The 18,756-nt window shown below is 56.4% G+C and carries 20 protein-coding genes; 4 read left to right on the forward strand and 16 right to left on the reverse strand.

From position 1 onward, the window contains the following. Positions 1-65: 65 nt before the first annotated feature. Together ABC336_RS02415 and ald are read right to left on the reverse strand one after the other, a co-directional pair. Positions 66-299, reverse strand: a complete 234-nt coding sequence (locus tag ABC336_RS02415; RefSeq protein ID WP_413237139.1) for a DUF4227 family protein — start codon at positions 297-299, stop codon at positions 66-68. A 96-nt stretch (positions 300-395) separates the two neighbouring features. After that, positions 396-1,535, reverse strand: coding sequence for an alanine dehydrogenase (ald, locus tag ABC336_RS02420; protein WP_413237140.1), 1,140 nt, complete (start codon positions 1,533-1,535; stop codon positions 396-398). A 161-nt stretch (positions 1,536-1,696) separates the two neighbouring features. Here ald and ABC336_RS02425 point away from each other — a divergent pair, with 161 nt between their 5' ends. Beyond that, complete coding sequence (locus ABC336_RS02425; protein ID WP_413237141.1) at positions 1,697-2,908, forward strand: S8 family peptidase; 1,212 nt, start codon at positions 1,697-1,699, stop codon at positions 2,906-2,908. On the opposite strand, the gene ABC336_RS02430 is transcribed toward ABC336_RS02425, so the two are convergent. The 5 genes from ABC336_RS02430 to ABC336_RS02450 form a co-directional block, all read right to left on the reverse strand. Further along, on the reverse strand, positions 2,889-3,860 hold the full coding sequence (locus ABC336_RS02430; protein ID WP_413237142.1) for a 2-hydroxyacid dehydrogenase: 972 nt from the start codon (positions 3,858-3,860) through the stop codon (positions 2,889-2,891). The genes ABC336_RS02425 and ABC336_RS02430 overlap by 20 nt on opposite strands. Positions 3,861-3,967: 107 nt before the next feature. Further along, the gene (gene fur, locus ABC336_RS02435) at positions 3,968-4,429 is read right to left on the reverse strand and encodes a ferric iron uptake transcriptional regulator (protein ID WP_413237143.1); all 462 of its coding nucleotides are present in this window, start codon (positions 4,427-4,429) and stop codon (positions 3,968-3,970) included. A gap of 106 nt (positions 4,430-4,535) precedes the next feature. Next, complete coding sequence (gene spoIIM, locus ABC336_RS02440) at positions 4,536-5,162, reverse strand: stage II sporulation protein M (protein WP_413237144.1); 627 nt, start codon at positions 5,160-5,162, stop codon at positions 4,536-4,538. Between the two features lie 72 nt (positions 5,163-5,234). Next, positions 5,235-6,467 (reverse strand): endonuclease Q family protein, encoded by a 1,233-nt coding sequence (locus ABC336_RS02445; RefSeq protein WP_413237145.1) that lies wholly within the window; start codon positions 6,465-6,467, stop codon positions 5,235-5,237. Continuing rightward, on the reverse strand, positions 6,467-7,024 hold the full coding sequence (locus ABC336_RS02450) for an NUDIX domain-containing protein (protein WP_413237146.1): 558 nt from the start codon (positions 7,022-7,024) through the stop codon (positions 6,467-6,469). The genes ABC336_RS02445 and ABC336_RS02450 overlap by 1 nt, the downstream gene beginning before the upstream one ends. Positions 7,025-7,146: 122 nt before the next feature. Between ABC336_RS02450 and mciZ the strand changes: the two genes are divergently transcribed. Then, positions 7,147-7,314, forward strand: a complete 168-nt coding sequence (gene mciZ, locus ABC336_RS02455) for a Z-ring formation inhibitor MciZ (protein ID WP_413237147.1) — start codon at positions 7,147-7,149, stop codon at positions 7,312-7,314. A gap of 57 nt (positions 7,315-7,371) precedes the next feature. Here mciZ and ABC336_RS02460 read toward each other — a convergent pair whose 3' ends face one another. After that, positions 7,372-8,502, reverse strand: coding sequence for a M20/M25/M40 family metallo-hydrolase (locus ABC336_RS02460; protein WP_413237148.1), 1,131 nt, complete (start codon positions 8,500-8,502; stop codon positions 7,372-7,374). Between the two features lie 95 nt (positions 8,503-8,597). Between ABC336_RS02460 and prli42 the strand changes: the two genes are divergently transcribed. After that, a complete protein-coding gene (prli42, locus tag ABC336_RS02465; RefSeq protein WP_413237149.1) occupies positions 8,598-8,693 on the forward strand; it encodes a stressosome-associated protein Prli42 in 96 nt (31 codons plus the stop codon). Here prli42 and lipB read toward each other — a convergent pair. From lipB to lpdA, 5 genes are all read right to left on the reverse strand, one after another. Beyond that, positions 8,661-9,374 carry a lipoyl(octanoyl) transferase LipB gene (gene lipB / locus ABC336_RS02470; RefSeq protein WP_413237150.1) on the reverse strand — a complete coding sequence of 238 codons (714 nt, stop codon included), beginning with the start codon at positions 9,372-9,374 and terminating at the stop codon, positions 8,661-8,663. The genes prli42 and lipB overlap by 33 nt on opposite strands. 13 nt (positions 9,375-9,387) lie before the next feature. Next, entirely contained in the window at positions 9,388-10,704 is a 1,317-nt protein-coding gene (locus ABC336_RS02475; RefSeq protein ID WP_413237151.1) for a dihydrolipoamide acetyltransferase family protein, read from the reverse strand. A 59-nt stretch (positions 10,705-10,763) separates the two neighbouring features. Further along, positions 10,764-11,747, reverse strand: a complete 984-nt coding sequence (locus ABC336_RS02480) for an alpha-ketoacid dehydrogenase subunit beta (protein ID WP_413237152.1) — start codon at positions 11,745-11,747, stop codon at positions 10,764-10,766. Between the two features lie 2 nt (positions 11,748-11,749). Continuing rightward, positions 11,750-12,781, reverse strand: coding sequence for a thiamine pyrophosphate-dependent dehydrogenase E1 component subunit alpha (locus ABC336_RS02485; RefSeq protein ID WP_413237153.1), 1,032 nt, complete (start codon positions 12,779-12,781; stop codon positions 11,750-11,752). A 158-nt stretch (positions 12,782-12,939) separates the two neighbouring features. Continuing rightward, positions 12,940-14,367, reverse strand: a complete 1,428-nt coding sequence (gene lpdA / locus ABC336_RS02490; RefSeq protein ID WP_413237154.1) for a dihydrolipoyl dehydrogenase — start codon at positions 14,365-14,367, stop codon at positions 12,940-12,942. 162 nt (positions 14,368-14,529) lie between these two features. Between lpdA and ABC336_RS02495 the strand changes: the two genes are divergently transcribed. After that, complete coding sequence (locus tag ABC336_RS02495) at positions 14,530-14,829, forward strand: DUF2627 domain-containing protein (RefSeq protein WP_413237155.1); 300 nt, start codon at positions 14,530-14,532, stop codon at positions 14,827-14,829. Positions 14,830-15,009: 180 nt separating this feature from the next. Here the strand turns inward: ABC336_RS02495 and ABC336_RS02500 are convergent, their stop codons facing one another. The 3 genes from ABC336_RS02500 to ABC336_RS02510 all read right to left on the reverse strand — a co-directional run bounded on the left by ABC336_RS02500 (position 15,010) and on the right by ABC336_RS02510 (position 18,725). Further along, complete coding sequence (locus tag ABC336_RS02500; protein ID WP_413237156.1) at positions 15,010-15,951, reverse strand: carbohydrate ABC transporter permease; 942 nt, start codon at positions 15,949-15,951, stop codon at positions 15,010-15,012. Between the two features lie 22 nt (positions 15,952-15,973). Further along, complete coding sequence (locus ABC336_RS02505) at positions 15,974-16,903, reverse strand: ABC transporter permease (protein WP_413242424.1); 930 nt, start codon at positions 16,901-16,903, stop codon at positions 15,974-15,976. Between the two features lie 124 nt (positions 16,904-17,027). After that, positions 17,028-18,725, reverse strand: coding sequence for an extracellular solute-binding protein (locus ABC336_RS02510; RefSeq protein ID WP_413237157.1), 1,698 nt, complete (start codon positions 18,723-18,725; stop codon positions 17,028-17,030). Positions 18,726-18,756 lie beyond the last annotated feature (31 nt).

Below are 18,756 nucleotides of genomic sequence, written 5' to 3' on the forward strand. Positions count from 1 at the left end.
ACAACGTTTCCCGTACTATTCCACATGGTGCTTGCCGATTCCTGCCGGTTGCGTGAAAGCATGGGCTATTCGCCCATCCAGTAAAACCATTGCAACCGCTCCAGCCACGCCCGGCTGTCCCAGGCGGTCTGATCCGTCTGGAACACCTTGAGCGCTTGACCGTGCGGCATCGCATAAGGATCGACCGGATTGAGCCAATCGACCGCCCACCGGTACAGCGTCACCGCGATGATGGTCAGCATCAGGAACAGCACGAGGAACTGCAGGAGCTCCCAGCATTTGCGCAGCGAAATAATCATGGCAATCCCCCCGGCCCACAGGTTGTCTTCTTTCCCACCTTATGACCGGCGGATCCGGAATAGTACAGTGCGGAGCTGCGGCGCTTGCCGCCTGTTTCAGGCTTGAGGCAGCGACGATGACGGAATCATCTGTTCCAATGGCATATAGGGCAGACCGACACTTTCCGCCACTTGAAGATAGGTCACCTGACCTTTGTAGGTGTTGACGCCTTTGCGCAGCGATTCATTGACGGCAATGGCGGCTTCCACCCCTTTGTCAGCCAGCTCCTGCACATACGGAAAAGTAACATTGGTCAGGGCAAGCGTCGAAGTCCGCGGTACGGCACCCGGCATGTTGGCAACAGCATAATGGAGCACACCATGCTTGATATAGACGGGCTGCCGGTGGGTCGTCACCCGGTCGATCGTCTCGATCGAGCCGCCCTGGTCAATCGCGACATCGACGATCACGGCCCCTTTCTTCATCGTCTGAACCATCGCCTCCGTTACCAAGCGGGGTGCGCGAGCACCAGGGATCAGGACGGCGCCGATCAACAAGTCGGCCTTGCGAACCGCATGGGCGATGTTGTACGGGTTGGACATCAGGGTGCGGATCCGTCCGTTAAACTGCTCATCGATGTACCGCATCCGCTCGGCGCTGCGCTCCAGGATCACGACACTCGCGCCCATGCCCAGCGCCATGCGGGCAGCATTGGTGCCGACGATGCCGCCGCCGAGCACGATGACTTCGGCAGGCGGTACGCCAGGGACGCCGCCGAGCAGGATGCCCCTGCCGCCGTAAAAGGCTTCGAGGAACTGTGCTCCAACCTGTACGGCCATCCGCCCGGCCACTTCGCTCATCGGCGTCAGCAGCGGCAGGCCGCCTCCCGGCAGCTGGATCGTCTCGTACGCGATCCCGGTGACGCCCCGATCCGCCAGAGCGCGAGTCAGCTCTGGCGCCGCCGCAAGATGTAGATAAGTAAACAAGATGAGATCAGGACGGAAATAACCGTATTCTTCCGGCAACGGCTCTTTGACCTTGAGGATCATCTCCGCTTCCTTCCATAGATCAGCCGCGTGCGGTACGATCGTCGCACCTTCCTGCTCATACTGCTCATCGGAGAAGCCGCTTCCCTCGCCTGCGCCTTGCTGCACCAGCACTTCATGACCTGCTTGCTGCAGCATCCCCGCACCTGCAGGGATGAGAGCCACCCGGCTCTCATTACTTTTGATCTCGGTAGGCACGCCTATTCTCATCAGGTGCTTCCTCCTCTGATCTGCTTATTGGAAGACAGGCAGAAGCCAGGCGCCTATCCCTCTTCAGTAATCTAGTTCAACCTGCCCAATATTATGTATGAGGCGTATCCATTGGCCCTTTTATCCCATATGGTAAGGTATCGACTGCAGGAGGGATTCCATTGACCCATATCGGGCACATCCTGTGCCGCTGCGCACGTTCCAGACCGACTGCGCATACGGCGAGACATCTGATCGTATTCCGCAAGGAAACGGATTGCAAGGCTTGCCACGCCTACCTCGTCAGACGTGGGATGCGTGCCGTCAAACACGTGCAGGGCGCCTCTATGCTCTGCTGTCATCTCGACAAGCGCATCTCTTGGCGATCGCTGCAGGCTCATCCCGCCATCCGCTATATCGAAGAGGATCGGAAGGCGCGGGCCCATGCTGCCCGGAGCCCGATCCGGGGGACTGTCGTCACCCGCCGCGGCAGCGGTCCGCTTATCCCCTGGAATATCCGCCAAGTCCAGGCCCCCCGGGTCTGGCCGTTAACCCGCGGCCGCGGCGTACGGCTGGCGATCCTCGATACGGGCATCGCGAAGCATCCGGATCTGCGCATTGCAGGCGGCGTAGATACGACTGGCGCGCGTTCCTACAACGATGACAACGGGCACGGCACCCATGTGGCCGGGATCGCAGCCGCGCTGGGGAGGAGCGGTCAGCAGGCCGGCGTCGCGCCGCAGGCCGAGCTGTATGCCGTCAAAGTATTGGATGCTTACGGCTTCGGGTTCGTCTCCGACATCGTCGAGGGCATCGACTGGTGCATCCGCAATCGCATGCAGGTCATGAACATGAGCTTCGGACTCGAGCCCGGTGTCCGGAGCAGAGCGCTGCACGAGGCGATCCGCCGGGCAGCCCGGCGCGGCATCGTCATGGCCGCTTCCGCCGGCAATGCCGGCGCGCGCGCAGCCGGCCTCGACGCTCCGGCGCACTATGCAGCGCCGCTTGCGGTCGCTGCCTCTACCCGCAGCGAACGGATCGCAGCGCTCAGCAGCCGCGGCGCCGGTATCGGCGTGACCGCTCCTGGCCAAGACATCCGCTCCACCTGGCCGGGGGGAGGCTACAAGATCCTCTCGGGCACCAGCATGGCGACTCCGCACGTCGCCGGGGCTGCCGCACTATTGCTGAGCGCCAGGCCGCAGCTTACCTCGGCTAATGTCCGTCGGCTGCTGGAGCGGAGCGCTCGGCCGCTGCCGGGCACTCCCCGACGCGCCCAAGGCCATGGACTGCTGCAGGCCGCAGCTGCGCTTCACCGTATGTCGGCCTGCAGGCGCACAAGTCCGGCTGCCGCGCCCAGCGCGCTCAGGCGTAAAGCTACGGCTGCAGCTCCTTGACGATATGGATGTCGCCGGTGCCGTTCAGTGCCCCGGCCAGATTGCGCGCCGCCAGCATCGCCATATCGAAGCGGGTGGCAGCAGTAGCCGAGCCGATGTGCGGTACGAGGACTACCTGATCCATCTTCAGCAGCGGATTATCGGGCGAGACGGGCTCCTGCGCGAATACATCCAGTCCCGCTCCGGCGATCTCACCGCTCTGCAGCGCCTCGATCAATGCTTCCTCGTCGACCGTCTGGCCGCGCGAAGCATTGATGAAGAAGGCGCTGCGCTTCATCTTCGCAAAAGCTTCCCTGCCGATATATCCTCTGGTCTCCTCGGTGAGCGGTGTCATGAGGACGACAAAATCGGACTGCGCGAGCAACTCGTCCAGCTCCAGGTAGCGGATGCCCAGCTGCGACTCGGCGTCCGGCTTTCTGGAACGGTTGTGGTATACGACATCCATATCGAAGCCCCGCTTGCCCCTGGCGGCGATCGCTTCACCGATTCGGCCCATGCCGATGATGCCGAGCGTCGCATGATGGACATCTGTGCCGAACAGATCGGCATCACTGCCCTTTACCCAACCTCCTGCACGCACGAAACGGTCGAGCTCGGCAATTCTTCGCGAGACCGAGAGGATCAGTGCAAAGACGAGATCGGCCACGGTGGCATCCAGCACAAATGGCGTATGCGTGCCGATGATGCCTCTGCGTTTCATGACATCCAGATCGAAGTTGTTGTAACCGACGGACATATTGCTCACTACCCGCAGCTGTGGCAGCTGCTCCAGCAGTTCGTCGTCCACCGCAATGCCGGTAAGCAGGATCCCCTCTGCTTCCTTCGCCTCTTCGATCAGCTGCGTTTTGGTGATAGCTTGCTTGCCTTCCCATTTGTTGACGTGACAATGCTCCTGCAGATAGGCCTCTGCCTCCTGCGGCAGTCTTGCAGCCAGGTAGACCTTCGGTTTCATCTTGCCGCCTCCCATATTATCGTTATGTACCAATACAGGTCCATTATAACATAGACAGCCCGGCTCTCCCCTTGAGGAGCGAGCCGGGCTGTCCCACCTACTAGATGCTACGCAGGTCCCTTATTATCATTCTTCTCGCGGCAACGTCTGCAGACGCCCTGGAAATCAAGACGGTGGTCGATGACCGAGAAACCGTACTCCGCTTCCAGTCGCTCTTCGAGCGGGCCGAGCCAATCGTCCATAATCTCGTCCATCGTACCGCATTGCACGCAGATCAGATGGTGATGATGATGCGTATTGGAATCCGTACGCAGATCATAACGCGCCACGCCGTCGCCAAAATTCATCTTCTCCACGACATGCAGCTCGCTAAGCAGCTCCAGCGTCCGGTACACCGTTGCCAATCCAATCTCCGGAGCCTTGTCCCTGACGAGCATGAAGACATCCTCTGCACTAAGATGGTCCTCTTCGTTCTCCAGCAGTACCCGTACGGTTGCTTCACGCTGTGGAGTCAACTTATAGCCCTGAGATTGCAGCTGCTGTTTAATTTTATCGATCCGGGCTTCCATAATGTCCCCCCCTGCGTCCATACCGTGCCCACTCTAGCAAACTTTTGTCCTTTAATTATAGGGGTTAACGGCAGCGAAAGTCAATCGCTTTGACGCCGGTCGGACACTAGTTCAGAAACCCGGATGCCCAGCCCATCAGATGCGGCGATACATACGCCTCCAACCATGCCGCAACCCATATAACTGCCAGCATAACTAAGGTGATCGATACATGGGAGATAAACGGATGACGCAGCTGGCCTTGCCGCAGGAGCAGACGATGCTTGACCAGATGAATGGAAAACGAGACCGACGATACGCTTGCAATAAGCAGTGCCGGCAGGATGATCAGATTGGGCGGAGCCACCGAGAACAAGGAGAACAGCACCCCATTCCAGCCGTGTCCCTGGATCAGGATCCCGACCGTAAAGCCGATCAGCACCCCTTTCAAAAAATCAAGCGCCAGCACCAGCGGCATCCCGATGACCGAAATGCCCAAGAGCCAAATCAGCATCACCCACTTGGTATGAAGCCACCCGCGGTCCCAAAACGCCTGGGCTTGATCCGGCCCCATACCGGCATCCAGCAACTGGACGAAATGATGGATATCGCCGGCCAGATCTTCCTGCTGCTCCAGTGTCAAGGCATGCACCAGCAGCGTGCCGAATATTACACCAACGACCAACAGTACCGACACAAATACATACAACGACAGCTGATCCTTGACCAGCGGCCGCAGCCAGGATGATTTCAATAAAACCCTCTCCCACACTTGTCCGGATAATCCAGTGTATGAAGAAGGCTTCTCCGCTATGTCATCCGATCCCTAGCTGCGATCGACTTTGCCGTATCGGCCGCCGCCCCCTGAACTGACCTGCAGCTCGCCCGCCCGGGCCGCTGCGATCAGCGCGGCTGCTTGTGCTCCGGCCACGGCGGACAGCTCATCAAGCGGAGCATGATGCAGGATATCCATCTCGGTGCCAAAGCGTCCCAGCAGCTTCTCCAGGGTGACCGGTCCGACCCCGGGCATGAATTCCAGGGGCACTTGATACAGGTAGGGAGGACGCTCTGGCGCCAAGTAAGCCTCCGTTCGGCCGGCAATGGCGGCAAGCTGCTCGATCCGGTCCATTACGCCGCGTACCAGCCGGGGACTGCCGCACTTCTCACAGCGCTCATGTGCCGCAGATTTCCCATCCGCGATCTGGCCGCAAGCCTTGCACCAGGTACGGTGATACTTGCCCAGTCTCGGATCCAGCCCATAGTTAGCCAGCATCCGTCTCCCCCGCGAACCCTGCAGTACCAGACACAGCTCTTCGAAGCTTGGTTCGGCCATCAGCATCGCATTGTACTCGCGGCCGATTCGCGAGAGGGAATGCGCATCCGAGTTGGTCAGGAATGGACAATAATCGAGCGCCTCGATCCATCCGGCCATCCGGCTGTCCGCACTCAGACCCAGCTCGACGGCATCGATGAGCGAGGGCTCCAGCACATCGGCGATGCGCTCAGTAGCGCTGCCCAACAGACTTTTGTGCGGGGTGAAGATATGCGCCGGGATAAACAGCCCGCCCCTCCCTTTCACCTCCGCCTGCAGTTCTCTGGCCGATACATAGATACGCTGCGAGCTGAGATTGACGTTTCGCATATGGCGCTCCAGCCATGAAGTGAAATCCTGCATGTCGGCAAGCCTGGGCAAAAAAATCAAATGATGCGCCGGTCCTCCCGTTCCCGCGTCATACACTTCAATCTCCGAGCCCAATACAATCGTCGTGTCGCCGAAGCGGATACCGCCTCCCGGGGCCTCTGCCATCTCGCCGGCATCCAGCAGATTCATAATATCGTGCTGGACACCCGGCACATGGGCATCGATGACGCCCAGCAGCGAGATCCCCTTGCGGACTGCCGCTTCATGGGCGATCTCGCGGAAGGTCAAGCGGCGGCTGGCACTGATCTTGACCGGCTCTCCCGCAGACGTCTGGCCGATGTGGAGATGAAGATCCGCGAAGATCCGGCGCAATCCTCCATCAGCTCTCTGTTGTCCAAGCTTCGTATGAGGCAGCATCAGATTTCACCAGTCATCCGATACCGCTGCCAGGCGTAGACGGCCATCATCGTCTTAGCATCGCTGATCCGCTCTTCCCGGATGTATTGCTGCGCTTCTTCAAAAGAAATCGTACTTACGGCAAGGAATTCCTCCTCGTCCAGGCTCATCTGTCCTTTGGTCAGCCCTTCCGCCCAATACAGGTACAGCTTTTCATCCGCAAAGCCCGGGGAGGTGTAGAAGGCGCTGATCAGCTTCATATCAGCTGCCTTGAAACCTGTCTCTTCTTCAAATTCGCGAAAAGCGGCCGTCCTCGGATCTTCGTTGCCGTCCAGCTTGCCCGCTGGAATCTCGACCTGGAACTTCTCCATCGGCTTGCGGTATTGTTCGACGACGATCAGCTTGTCACCCAGCAGGGCGACGACGGCAGCTGCCCCGGGATGGCGGACGATCTCCCGGGTGGCCGTGCCCCCATCCGGCAGCCGCACTGTATCCACCTGCAGCGTGATCACCTGTCCTTCATAGATCGGCTTGGAGGAGATCGTTTCCTCCTGCCACAGCTCGGGTCGTTTATTCATCGGATGCATCCTCTCTATTATTTCTAGCGCAATTCCAAGCTTCTGTTAGGCATACTTGTCCATTCTCCGCATATCAATTGTATCAAAGCTCTTATTCAGGTTATGTCAGGGGGATTTTCGTCATGAAAAGAGAGATGAGCGAACGACAGCTCCGTATGGTTGGGAAGGCATGGGAGATCAGGCACACGCTACGTCAGCTCGCCCGAAGCGGCGGTGCGGGAGCTACTCTGCAAGGCTATTTGCAGCACGACAGCCGCACGGTACGTGTCTCCAAAATTAAAAAGAAATAATACCAGCGTAAAAAACAGGCCAACCGCAGCGAAGCGGTTAACCTGTCGGCTTCTTGCTTAACGCGAGCCAGCTGCCCGGGTGATAATCTCCACGACAAGGCGGGCTGTCTTCTCCAGATCGTCGACTTTGATCTGTTCCTTAGTCGTATGGATATGCTCGTATCCCACAGCCAGATTGACGGTCGGAATGCCAAAGCCATTGAAAATATTGGCGTCGCTGCCGCCTCCCGAATGAAACGTACGCGGTTGGCAGCCAATGGCAGTAATCGCCTCCGAGGCCAAGGCTACAACATGGTCCTCTTCCGTGAAATTGAACGCCGGATAGATAATCTCGCTTTCAAACTCCGCCTGTGCTCCATAATCGCTTGCGGCGCTCTCGAGCGCGCTCCGCATCGATTCCACCTGCTGATCCAACTTCTCCTGCACGATGCTGCGGGCTTCCGCGTCAAGCGTCACATGATCGCAGACGATATTAGTCGCGCCGCCGCCCTCGAAACGTCCGATGTTCGCTGTCGTTTCTTTGTCGATCCTTCCGAGCGACATGCGCGAGATCGCTTTGGCTGCTACCTGGATCGCACTGATGCCGTCCTCCGGGTTGACCCCGGCATGGGCCGACTTGCCGATCACCTTCATCGTAATCTTGGCTTGCGTGGGAGCCGCCACAGCGATATCGCCGATCGAACCATTGGAGTCTAGCGCAAATCCGAGCTCTGCATGCAATCGTGCCGGATCCATCGCCCGCGCGCCATACAATCCCGCTTCCTCTCCTGCCGTGATGACGAACTGAACCGGTCCATGCGGGATATTATTTTCTCGGATCACCGCGATTGCCTCCAACATCGCCGCGATACCGGCCTTATCGTCCGCCCCGAGGATCGTCGTACCGTCGCTGCGGATATAGCCATCCTTATCAAGCTGCGGCTTGATGCCTTTACCCGGCGTCACCGTATCCATATGCGATGTGAAGAAGATCGGTCTGCCCCCTTGTGCCCCGGCAGGCGCCAGCGTTGCGAACAGATTGCCGGCTCCGTGTCCGGTTACCGCCGCTGTATCATCTTCTTCCACCTCCAGCCCGAGGTCAGAAAACTGCTTGGTCAGCACCTGGCTGATCTCCTTCTCATCCCTTGTCTCGCTGTCAACCTGGACCAGCGCCATAAAATTCGCTATCAGCCGATCTTTATTGATCATAGACTTTCCTCCATCCCTACAGTTCGTATACAATAGTAACTAATAGAGTTCCTGTGAACCTCATTAGATAGAATTTGCCCGAAAGGAGCCTGATCATGCAAAACAACAAATGGATCAAAGTGCTCGTCTACCTCATCATCGCTTCGATGCTGCTGTCCTCACTCGTGATGGGCATCGGCCTGCTCCTGTAACGCGTCCGCCCGGACGCCGAAGATGCGGCAGAAATGCGGCAGCACCTCGTCTGCCGCTTGCCGGAGCGTCAGTTCCCGGCCGGTCAGTTCTGCCAGCGACGTAACGCCGTACTGCTGGATCCCGCATGGGACGATCCCTGCGAATCCGCTCTGAGCGAGACCCGCATGCAGATTAAGCGCGAATCCGTGGCTAGTTACAAACCCTCTCCGGTGTCGGCATTTATTGAATTTCACACCGATCGCTGCGATCTTCTCCTCGCCAACCCATACGCCTGTATACTCTTCCTTGCGTCCGCCCCGGATGCCGTAACCTTCCAGCCAATCGATGATCACCTGCTCCAGATCACGGAGATAAGCATGTAGATCCAACCCCACAGCATCCAGGTAGAGCAGCGGATAACCCACCAGTTGGCCGGGGCCGTGATAGGTGATGTCGCCACCGCGGTCGATCTGGAATACCGAGATCCCCCGTTCGGCGAGCTCGGTTTCCGACAGGAGGAGATGCTCGGGATGGCGCTGCGAACCGATCGTATAGGTCGGCGGATGCTGCACCAGCAGCAGCGACTCATCCTGGCTGCCGTTGTCGATCTCCCGCACCAGCCGCTTTTGCAGCTCCCAAGCCTCTGCATAGCCGATCATCGGGTAGTAGCGGGCGTCCAGCGCCCGTGCATTCTCTGTCATGGTCTGTACCCTCTTAGTATAGTTTGGTCTCCAGGTTGTAGCTCTCCAGGTTCTCCTTCACCCGCTGCAGGAATCGTCCGCAGATGACACCGTCCAGGATCCGGTGGTCCAGCGACAGACAGATATTCGCCATGGACCGGACCGCAATCATATCGTTGATGACGACCGGCCGCTTGACGATCGATTCAAAGGACAGGATTGCCGCCTGCGGATAATTGATGATCGGGTAAGAGAGGATTGATCCGAAAGAACCCGTATTGTTGACGGTAAATGTGCCGCCCTGCAGATCATTCAGAGTAATCTTGCCTTCCCGTGTTTTGCGAGCCAGATCATCGATATCTCGGGCAAGCCCGGCGATCGTCTTGTGGTCCGCGTTGCGGATTACCGGCGTCAGCAAAGCGTCCTCTGTGCCAACCGCCAGAGAAATGTTGATGTCGCGTTTGACGATAATTTTGTCGACAGCCCAGACCGAGTTCATGATCGGATAGTCTTTGATCGCATTGACGACAGCCTTCATAACAAATGCCAGGTAGGTCAGATTGACACCCTCGCGCTTGACAAACTCATCCTTCATTTTATTGCGAAGCACGACGATATTGGTGACGTCGACTTCGATCGTCGTCCAGGCGTGCGGAATCTCGGTCACGCTCTGACGCATATTGCGGGCGATCGTGTTGCGGATCGGCGTTACATCGATGAAATATTCACCTCTGCGCCCGTCCTGCTTATGATCCGCCTCAACCTCGACCTCGGGCACGCGCGGCGGCTCTGTCAGGTGCAGGCCGGTCGTACGCAGCGCCATCTTGGGGTCAATACTGACATCGGACGCGGATTCGCCTCGGCCGCTGCGCGGGCTGCTTTCGAGATAAGCCAACACGTCTTTGCGGGTGATACGCCCACCCAGCCCGGTGCCCTTCATCGCACTCAGCGGTACCTGATGCTCTGCAGCCAGCTTCTGAACAGCTGGCGAGTATCGGTGCCGCATCGACTGATCGGCTTCCTCTGACGGCAGCGGCTCGCTGCTAATCTCGGCGATGTCCCTCTCACCGGCGCTCGCTTGGTCGGATGCCGCTTCCCCTTCCGTTTCGATCAGACAGATGGGCGTGCCGACCTCCACCTTCTCGCCGTCCCCCACCAGAATCTTGACCAGCTTGCCCTTGACGGTCGAGGGCAATTCGGCGTTGACTTTGTCTGTGAGTACTTCACAGAGCGGCTCATACACATCGATCTCATCGCCAGGCTGCTTGAGCCATTTGTCGATCTGCGCCGAGACGAGCGATTCGGCGAGCTGCGGCATGACGATTTCCGTCAACGATTTCATCTCATTCATCTCCCGTGCAGTGGCGGCTTGCAGCGCCGCCAAAAATAATCTAAACGTGTCAATACCGACTAATACAAGGCCAGTTGGTGCATGGCTTTCTTCACCTTATCCTTATTGAGCATATAGAACTTCTCGCCCGGCGGATTGATCGGCATCGCCGGCACATCCGGCGCACACAGGCGCATGATCGGCGCATCGAGCTCATAGAGCAGCTCTTCGGCGATGATGGCCGCGACTTCGGCGCCGACGCCCCCTGTCTTGTTATCCTCGTGGATGATCAGGACTTTACCGGTCTTGCGGACAGCCTCCAGAATCGCTTCTTTATCGAGCGGCTGCAACGTCCGCAAATCCAGCACCTGCGCCGATATGCCTTCCTTCTCCAGTTCGGCTGCAGCCTCCATCGTATAATGAAGCGGCAGGCTGTAGCCGATCACAGTCAGATCGTCGCCTTCGCGCAGCACATTGGCTTTGCCGATCGGCACCACATAATCGTCAGCCGGCACATCGCCGGTAACGAGCTTGTAGCATTTCTTGTGTTCAAAATAAAGGACCGGATCAGCGTCGCGCACAGCTGCTTTGAGTAGCCCCTTGGCATCGTAAGCCGAATATGGGGCCACGATCTTCAGACCCGGCGTGCCAAAAAACACCGATTCGGGACATTGGGAATGATAGAGACCGCCGAAGATACCGCCGCCGATCGGGGCACGGATGACCAGTGGACACGTCCAGTCATTGTTGGAGCGGTAGCGGATCTTGGCCGCCTCGCTAATAATCTGATTGGTGGCGGGAAACATGAAGTCCGAATACTGCATCTCGGCAATCGGCTTCATCCCGTACATAGCCGCTCCGATCGCCACGCCGGCGATCGCGGATTCGGCAAGCGGCGTATCCATCACCCGAGTCTCGCCGAACTGCTCCAGCAGCCCCTTGGTCGTCGTGAAGACGCCGCCTTTGTAACCGACATCCTCGCCGAGTACGAATACATCCTCATCTCGCTCCATCTCTTCGGCCATGGCCAGTCGGATGGCATCGATATATTCCATCTGTGGCATGCTTATGTTCTCCCTTCTCCATCCTGATCGCCATACACATGCAGCAAGATATCTTCAGGTGCCGGGAACGGTGCATTGTCGCCGTAAGCCGTTGCCTCGTCCACGAGTTCGCGAAGCTGCTTCAGCAGCGCCTGCTCCTGCTCCTCCGACCAGATTCCGCAAGAGATCATATACTGCTTGAACGCGGCGATTCCGTCCTTGCCCCGGTGCTCATCGACCTCTTCCTTTGTCCGGTACATCAGATCATTATCCGAGGTGGAGTGCGGTGAGATGCGGTACATGAGGGCTTCGACCAAGGTCGGGCCTTCGCCTGCAACCGCCCGCTCCCTTGCCTGCTTGACGACTTCATAGACCGCCAGCACATCGTTGCCGTCCACTCGGACCCCGGGGAAGCCGTAGCCTGCCGCGCGATCGCTGATGCGTCCGCTGATCTGCTTATGCAGCGGCGTCGAGATGGCATACTGGTTATTCTCGCACATGAAGATGACGGGCAGCTTGTGCACACCCGCAAAATTGGCGCCTTCATGAAAATCCCCTTGATTGCTGGAGCCCTCCCCAAACGTAACGAAGCTGACAAAATCCTGGCGCTTCATCTTCGCGGCCAGCGCGAGACCTACCGCATGAGGAACCTGAGTCGTCACGGGCGAAGAGCCCGTAACGATCCGCAGCCGCTTGCTGCCGAAATGTCCGGGCATCTGGCGGCCGCCGCTGTTGGGATCCTCCGCTTTGGCAAACACGGAAAGCATCAGCTCGCGCATCGTCATGCCAACGGACAGCACAAAGCCATAATCCCGGTAATAGGGCAGGAAATAGTCCTGGTCGCGGTCAAGCGCGAAGGCTGCACCGACCTGTGCAGCCTCCTGACCGATGCCCGAGACATGGAAGTTGATCTTGCCGGCACGCTGCAGCAGCAAGCACCGCTCGTCAAACGTGCGGGCCATCATCATTTTTGTATACATATCGATCGCCTGATCATCTGTCAGTCCAAGCTCATGATGTCTGGAGGTTTGTTTTACGGATCCGGATTGGGACATGCAAGCGTCCTCCTTTATAGCATTCTTATTGGTTACTGGTTATGATTATTACCAGGTACTAAGACTAGGTATTGCCCATTATAACCCTTCCCTTGCAAAAAAGATACTCTACCAATCGCAATTAAAGATCCGTACCGGAGGAGCGTCTGGGATTGTAATTAGAAGGCCAGCGACTGGCCATCCACAGCCATCATCGCTTCCCCCAGCGACTCCGATAAAGACGGGTGAGGCCTGATTGCCTGCGATGCCTCCCACGGCGTAGCGTCCAACAGCTGCGCCAGCGCCGCTTCCGAGATCATGTCGGTGGCACCGGGTCCGATGATATGTACGCCCAGCAGATCGCCTGTAGCCCGATCGGCGATGACCTTGACGAAGCCTTCCGTCTCCCCCCGAACCCAAGCTTTGCCGATGGCAGCAAAAGGCACCTTGCCAGTCTTCACTTCCAGACCAAGCTTTTTGACCTCGTATTCGGTATATCCGATGGAAGCAATCTCCGGTCTGCTGTAGATCGCTCTTGGGACGCGGTGATGCTCCAAAGGCTGGGGGGCCAGTCCGCAAATATGCTCGACTGCGATAATCGCTTCATGTGCTGCGGCATGCGCCAGCTGCAGTCCGCCATTGACATCGCCGACAGCATAAATATGCGGCTCAGAGGTCTGCATCATGCCGTTGACCGGTATGATGCCATCTTCGGAACGAACGTCGGTGTTCTCGAGTCCGATACCTGCCACTCTGGCCGCCCTGCCGACGGATACAAGCATCCGCTCGGCTTCCAGCTGTACGCGTCCACCTTCGGTATCGGCATAGATCGCTATGCCGCCATCCTCTGCGCGATAGGTGGATGGATCGATCGCTACCCCGGTCAATACCCGGACGCCCCGCCGCTGCAGCTGCTTGTCCGCCTCTGCCGATACTTCGCCGTCCTCGCCGGGCAGCAGTCGCGAGGCCGTCTCCACAAGCGTCACCTGGGCGCCGAAGTCGTTCATCATCGAAGCCCATTCCACACCGATCACGCCGCCGCCGACGATGAGCAGCGATCGCGGCAACTCCGTCATCGCCAGCGCATCGTCACTGGTCATGACATAACGGCCGTCAGGCTCCAGCCCCTTCAATGTGCGGGGCTGCGACCCCGTTGCCAGGATCAGATTCCGGGACACGACGGTTTCCATCTCGCCGTCTGCCAGTTCGACTGCGAGCGAACCGCTGCGGGGCGAGAAGATCGATGGTCCGATTACTCTGCCCTTGCCCTGTACGACAAGAATATCATGCTTGCGCATCAACGATTGGAGACCCCGGTGAAGCTGGTCGACCGTCTGCTGCTTGCGCTCCAGCACTCGGGTATAGTCCAGTTCTATACGATCGGCCGGCACGCGGACGCCGAAAACCTCCGCTTGCTTAACCGTGTGATATACTTCTGCGCTGCGAAGCAACGACTTGCTTGGAATACAGCCCTGATGCAGGCATGTTCCGCCGAGCTTGCCCGCTTCCACAACCGCTGTGCGCTTGCCCAGCTGCGCGGCGCGGATCGCCGCCGTATAGCCGGCTGGTCCGCCGCCCAATATAGCGATATCTACTTCAATTGTCATCCTTCACGCCTCCACTTTCAGCCTACTGCTGCACTCTCCTATTGTACCTGTTTTCATTGTGGCAAGCAAAAACGACTTCGTGCTAGCATTGGACATGCGATGGGCAGTCGGTTATTATAGTGCTAGGCTGCTAATCGGCAGTTTTGTTGAGGAGGAACGGACATGAGATTGATAATATCGCGTTTTATTGCGGTATTGCTGCTCGCCATTCCCGGTGTCGCGGCAACGTATGGTTTTTTGGCTATGAAGAATGCGATATTCGATTATTTCGCTGACTTTGGCAATGATCAGATGACGCCTGCATTCGGTTGGCTCAGATTCATAATTGGTGCTGTGCTCTTCCTGGCAGGTATTGCTTTTATCGGCGGCTGGATTTTCTTCCGGGACCGCAAGCGCAACTACCTCTCATCGCGTTTCAAGCCGAAACGCCCTCGCCCCCCGAGATCCGGTCCTTCTACTTGACTGCAGCCATCTACCCATTAATCGCATCCCACGCACAAATGGATGGCTCCTAGGCGGAGCCATCCATTATTCTGCTTGTTCACTTAAGTAGTCTGTGGACTGGCCGCTCTCGCAGTTGTCTACAGTATACCTTACCTGGCGAAGACGTCAACGGGGTTCTTTTGTCTGGATTTGTCACGATTATCCCTTCACTCCGCCGACCATCATCCCTTTAACAAAATACTTCTGCAGGAACGGATACACCATAATAATCGGCACGCTGGCAACAATCGTCATCGTCGCCCGGATCGAGAGCGGGGTCACGGTATTGGCTGTCGTATTGCCCGCATTGGCAAAAGCATCTGTGGCCGTGCGGCTGGTCATGGAAGCATTGGAATTCTGCAGGATTTTCTGCAGCTCGTACTGCAGTGTGCTCAAATTAGGATACGATGAATTGTAGAGAAACACATCAAACCAGGAGTTCCACTGGAACACTGCTGTAAACAACGCTACCGTAGCAAGAACCGGAACGCACAGCGGGAGTACGATCCTCATGAAGGTTGTGAATTCTCCTGCTCCATCGATCCGGGCAGACTCGATGATGCTCTCCGGCAAGCCGTCGATAAACGAACGGATGATGATCAGATTGAATACCCCGATCAAGCCGGGAATGATATAGACGGAAAACGTACCGATCATGTTGAGCTCACGAATGAGCAGGTAGTTGGGAATCAATCCGCCATTAAAATACATCGTTAGAATAAATGCAATCGTAACAAACCTGCGAAGCACATATTCCTGACGGCTCATCGTGTAAGCGACCATCGCCGAGCAGAACACCGTCAGTACTGTACCGATAACGCTGCGCAATACCGAGATCATCGTGGCGTGCATCACACTGTTCTCCCTAAAGATATAGGCATAATTCTCCAGGGTGAATGCACGCGGCCAGACGGTAATGCCTCCCCGGATCGAATCCGTCGCTTGATTGAAGGAGACAGCCAAGGTGTTGATAAACGGATACAGCGTAATAATCATTAACAGGAACAGGAAGGTATAATTGCAAATGTCAAAGATACGGTCCTCTCGCGAAGCATACCTGCGAAATGTTTTCTTTGGTTTGCCGGTTGCTGCAGCAGGCATGGTGATGGCCTCCTTTCTCTAGTTAGAACAACCTCGCCTCTCCCATGCGTTTGGCCAGATGATTGGCTCCGAACAGCAGGATGAAGCTGACGACGGTCTTGAACATGCCCGCGGCGACAGAGAGGGAGAAATTGCCCTGCGCGATGCCATATTTAAGCACGAAGATATCGATGACTTCCGAATAATCCACATTCAATCCGTTACCCAATAAGTATTGGGGTTCAAAGCCCGCCTCCAGCAGATACCCGATCTGCATAATCAGGAGGACGATGATGACCGGCTTAATCCCTGGCAGTGTTATATACCAGATCCTCTGCACACGGGATGCGCCATCTATTTCAGCAGCCTCATACTGGGCTGGATCGATCATAGTCATCGCTGCCAAGTAGACGATCGTGTTCCACCCTACATCCTTCCATACCGATGCGGCGCCGAACAGTCCCCAGAAGTATTCACCGATGCCCAAGAACAGGATCTCATTGCCTTTGTCGATGAAACCCGACCACACAAGCAGCTGGTTGATGGTCCCGTCCGGCGACAAGGTCGACTGTACCAGGCTTGCCGCTACGACCCACGAGATGAAGTGAGGCAGGTAGCTTACTGTCTGCACGACTCTTTTGTACACGATATGCCTTACTTCATTGAGCAAGAGCGCCAGTCCGATCGCTGTGACAAAACCCAGTATTAGATTAATGAAGCTCATGGCCAGTGTGTTGCGCAGGACGCGCAAGAAGCGCTCATCCTGAAAGAGGAATTCGAAATGCTTCAGTCCGGCCCAGTTCTGATCCAAAAAGCCTTTAGCCGGCTTAAAATCCTGAAATGCGATGGTCCAGCCCCAAAGCGGCACATATTTGAAGATTAACAACCAGATTAAAAATGGAATGGACATATAGACTAGAGAGCGTTGCCGAATCAATTTGGTCCAAAACCCAGCCGGTTTTCCTGTCGTCATCTTTGATGGTGACGTCCCCACGGGGATTTTCTCCAATGTAATCTACTCCTTCCGGCTTGATTCGTCGTAATGTATAGGCAGGCGGCCGTACAAACCGCCTGCCCGTGATTGCAGATACCAGTGTCTAGCTGTTTTGCTCGATCAGCTTTTTAACCTCTTCGGTTGTCCATTTCTCATAAGCTTCGGTATCCAGTTTGCCGAATTCGTTTGTGAACTCTGTCCAGATGGCTTCAAATTCTGCCGGAGTCGAGAGGACAAGCCGCGGGAAGTATTTCTTGGTCAGCTCCTCGCGCTGGGTTTCCCAGATCTGTTGTGGCGAGCCTTGCTCCTTCGGAATGCCCCAAGCAGGGAACCACGGACGCTCATCCGGTGCAGAGAACATCTCCGAATACGTTTGCACCCCATATTGTTCGAGGATGTGCTTATCTCCTTCGGTCAGACTCATCTGGAATACTTCCGGCTGCTCGCCGGGACCTAATGAGTTGCCGTCAGCGAATGTGGAGCCGCCGCCATAACGTGGCCAGTTCCAGCTATAATATTTAAATCCGAACGATTCATTAAAGGCCTCATCGATCATATTGATCTGCTCTTCCGTGCGGTACATTCTGCCTTCCTCATTGCGCTCATACGTTTCCCCTTCAATCCCCCACATCACCAATGCCTGTTTCTCATCCGTCAGCAGGTGATCGAAGTATTGGATAATCCGGGCCGGGTCCTTGGCACTGACGGTAATGCCGATACCACGGTTTTTAACGAAGCCCGGTGGATCCAGATACTGGTCCTTTCCACCATCGAAGGTAACTGGAAGCGGGAAGTAGCGATAATCGTCTTTGGACGGATCTTGAATCGCCGCATCCCTCAAAGCGTTGGTCGCATTGCCGACTTGCCAGCCGTAGTCGAAGAAACCAAGCACCTTTCCGGAAGTCAACTTGGCCAAATATTGGTCATAGTTGTCAACAAAGGACGCCTTGTCGAACATGCCTTCCGCATTCAATTCATTCAACGCTTTTAGCCAGCGCTTCGTCGAATCCGTAGCAGCATATACTTTGGCTTCATGTGTATCCATATCTACGATCACGTTTCCGTCATTCGGATAGCCTTCCAGATGCATCGGCGGGTTGGAGGTGGCAAAAAACCGCCAGTCATGTGTCAGAGCGACAAAGCCGGTCAAGTCTTCATCGGCATGCTTTGCTCTAAAGTCCCGCAGCAGATTGAAGTAGTCATCCAGCTTGCGGATTTCGGGATAACCCGCTTCTTTCAAGACACGACGCTGTACCCAAAATGCACCTTGTCCAATATTTGGGTCTGGGATAAACTCATTAACCAGATTGGAAAATGGCAGGAAGTAGATATTCCCGTCCTCAGCCGTCATCTGATTGAAGTACGGCCCATACACCCGCTGGATGTTAGGACCATGCTCCTCGATCAGATCATTCAAAGGAATGAATGCCCCGGCGTCCAAAATCTTGTCGATAGCCGCATCCGGGATCAGTACGTCCGGATAATCATTGGCAGCGATCATCGTACCAATCTTGGTATTAATATCGCCCACGAGATGTTCAAGCCGGAAATTGACACCGGTCTCATCTTCAAGGATCTTGCCGATTGTCGTTTCGTTCGTATTGATGTCTTTAGCCGCCCCCGCTGCATTAAAAATTGTGAAGGTAGCTTTCTCCAACGGCTTCTCACTATTATCTGGAGCATCTGTTCCGGAAGCCGGCGGATTACTGCTGCCGCTGTTCGTGTTGCCATCATTGCCGTTGCTGCATGCCGTTGCCACCATCATCGCAGCCAGAGACAGAATCAGCCACTTTTTGTTCATTGGTTTTGCCATCCCCTTTCGATCTCTTGTA

This window comes from Paenibacillus jepli (genome assembly GCF_047238105.1).
Taxonomy (GTDB): Bacteria; Bacillota; Bacilli; order Paenibacillales; family Paenibacillaceae; genus Paenibacillus_D.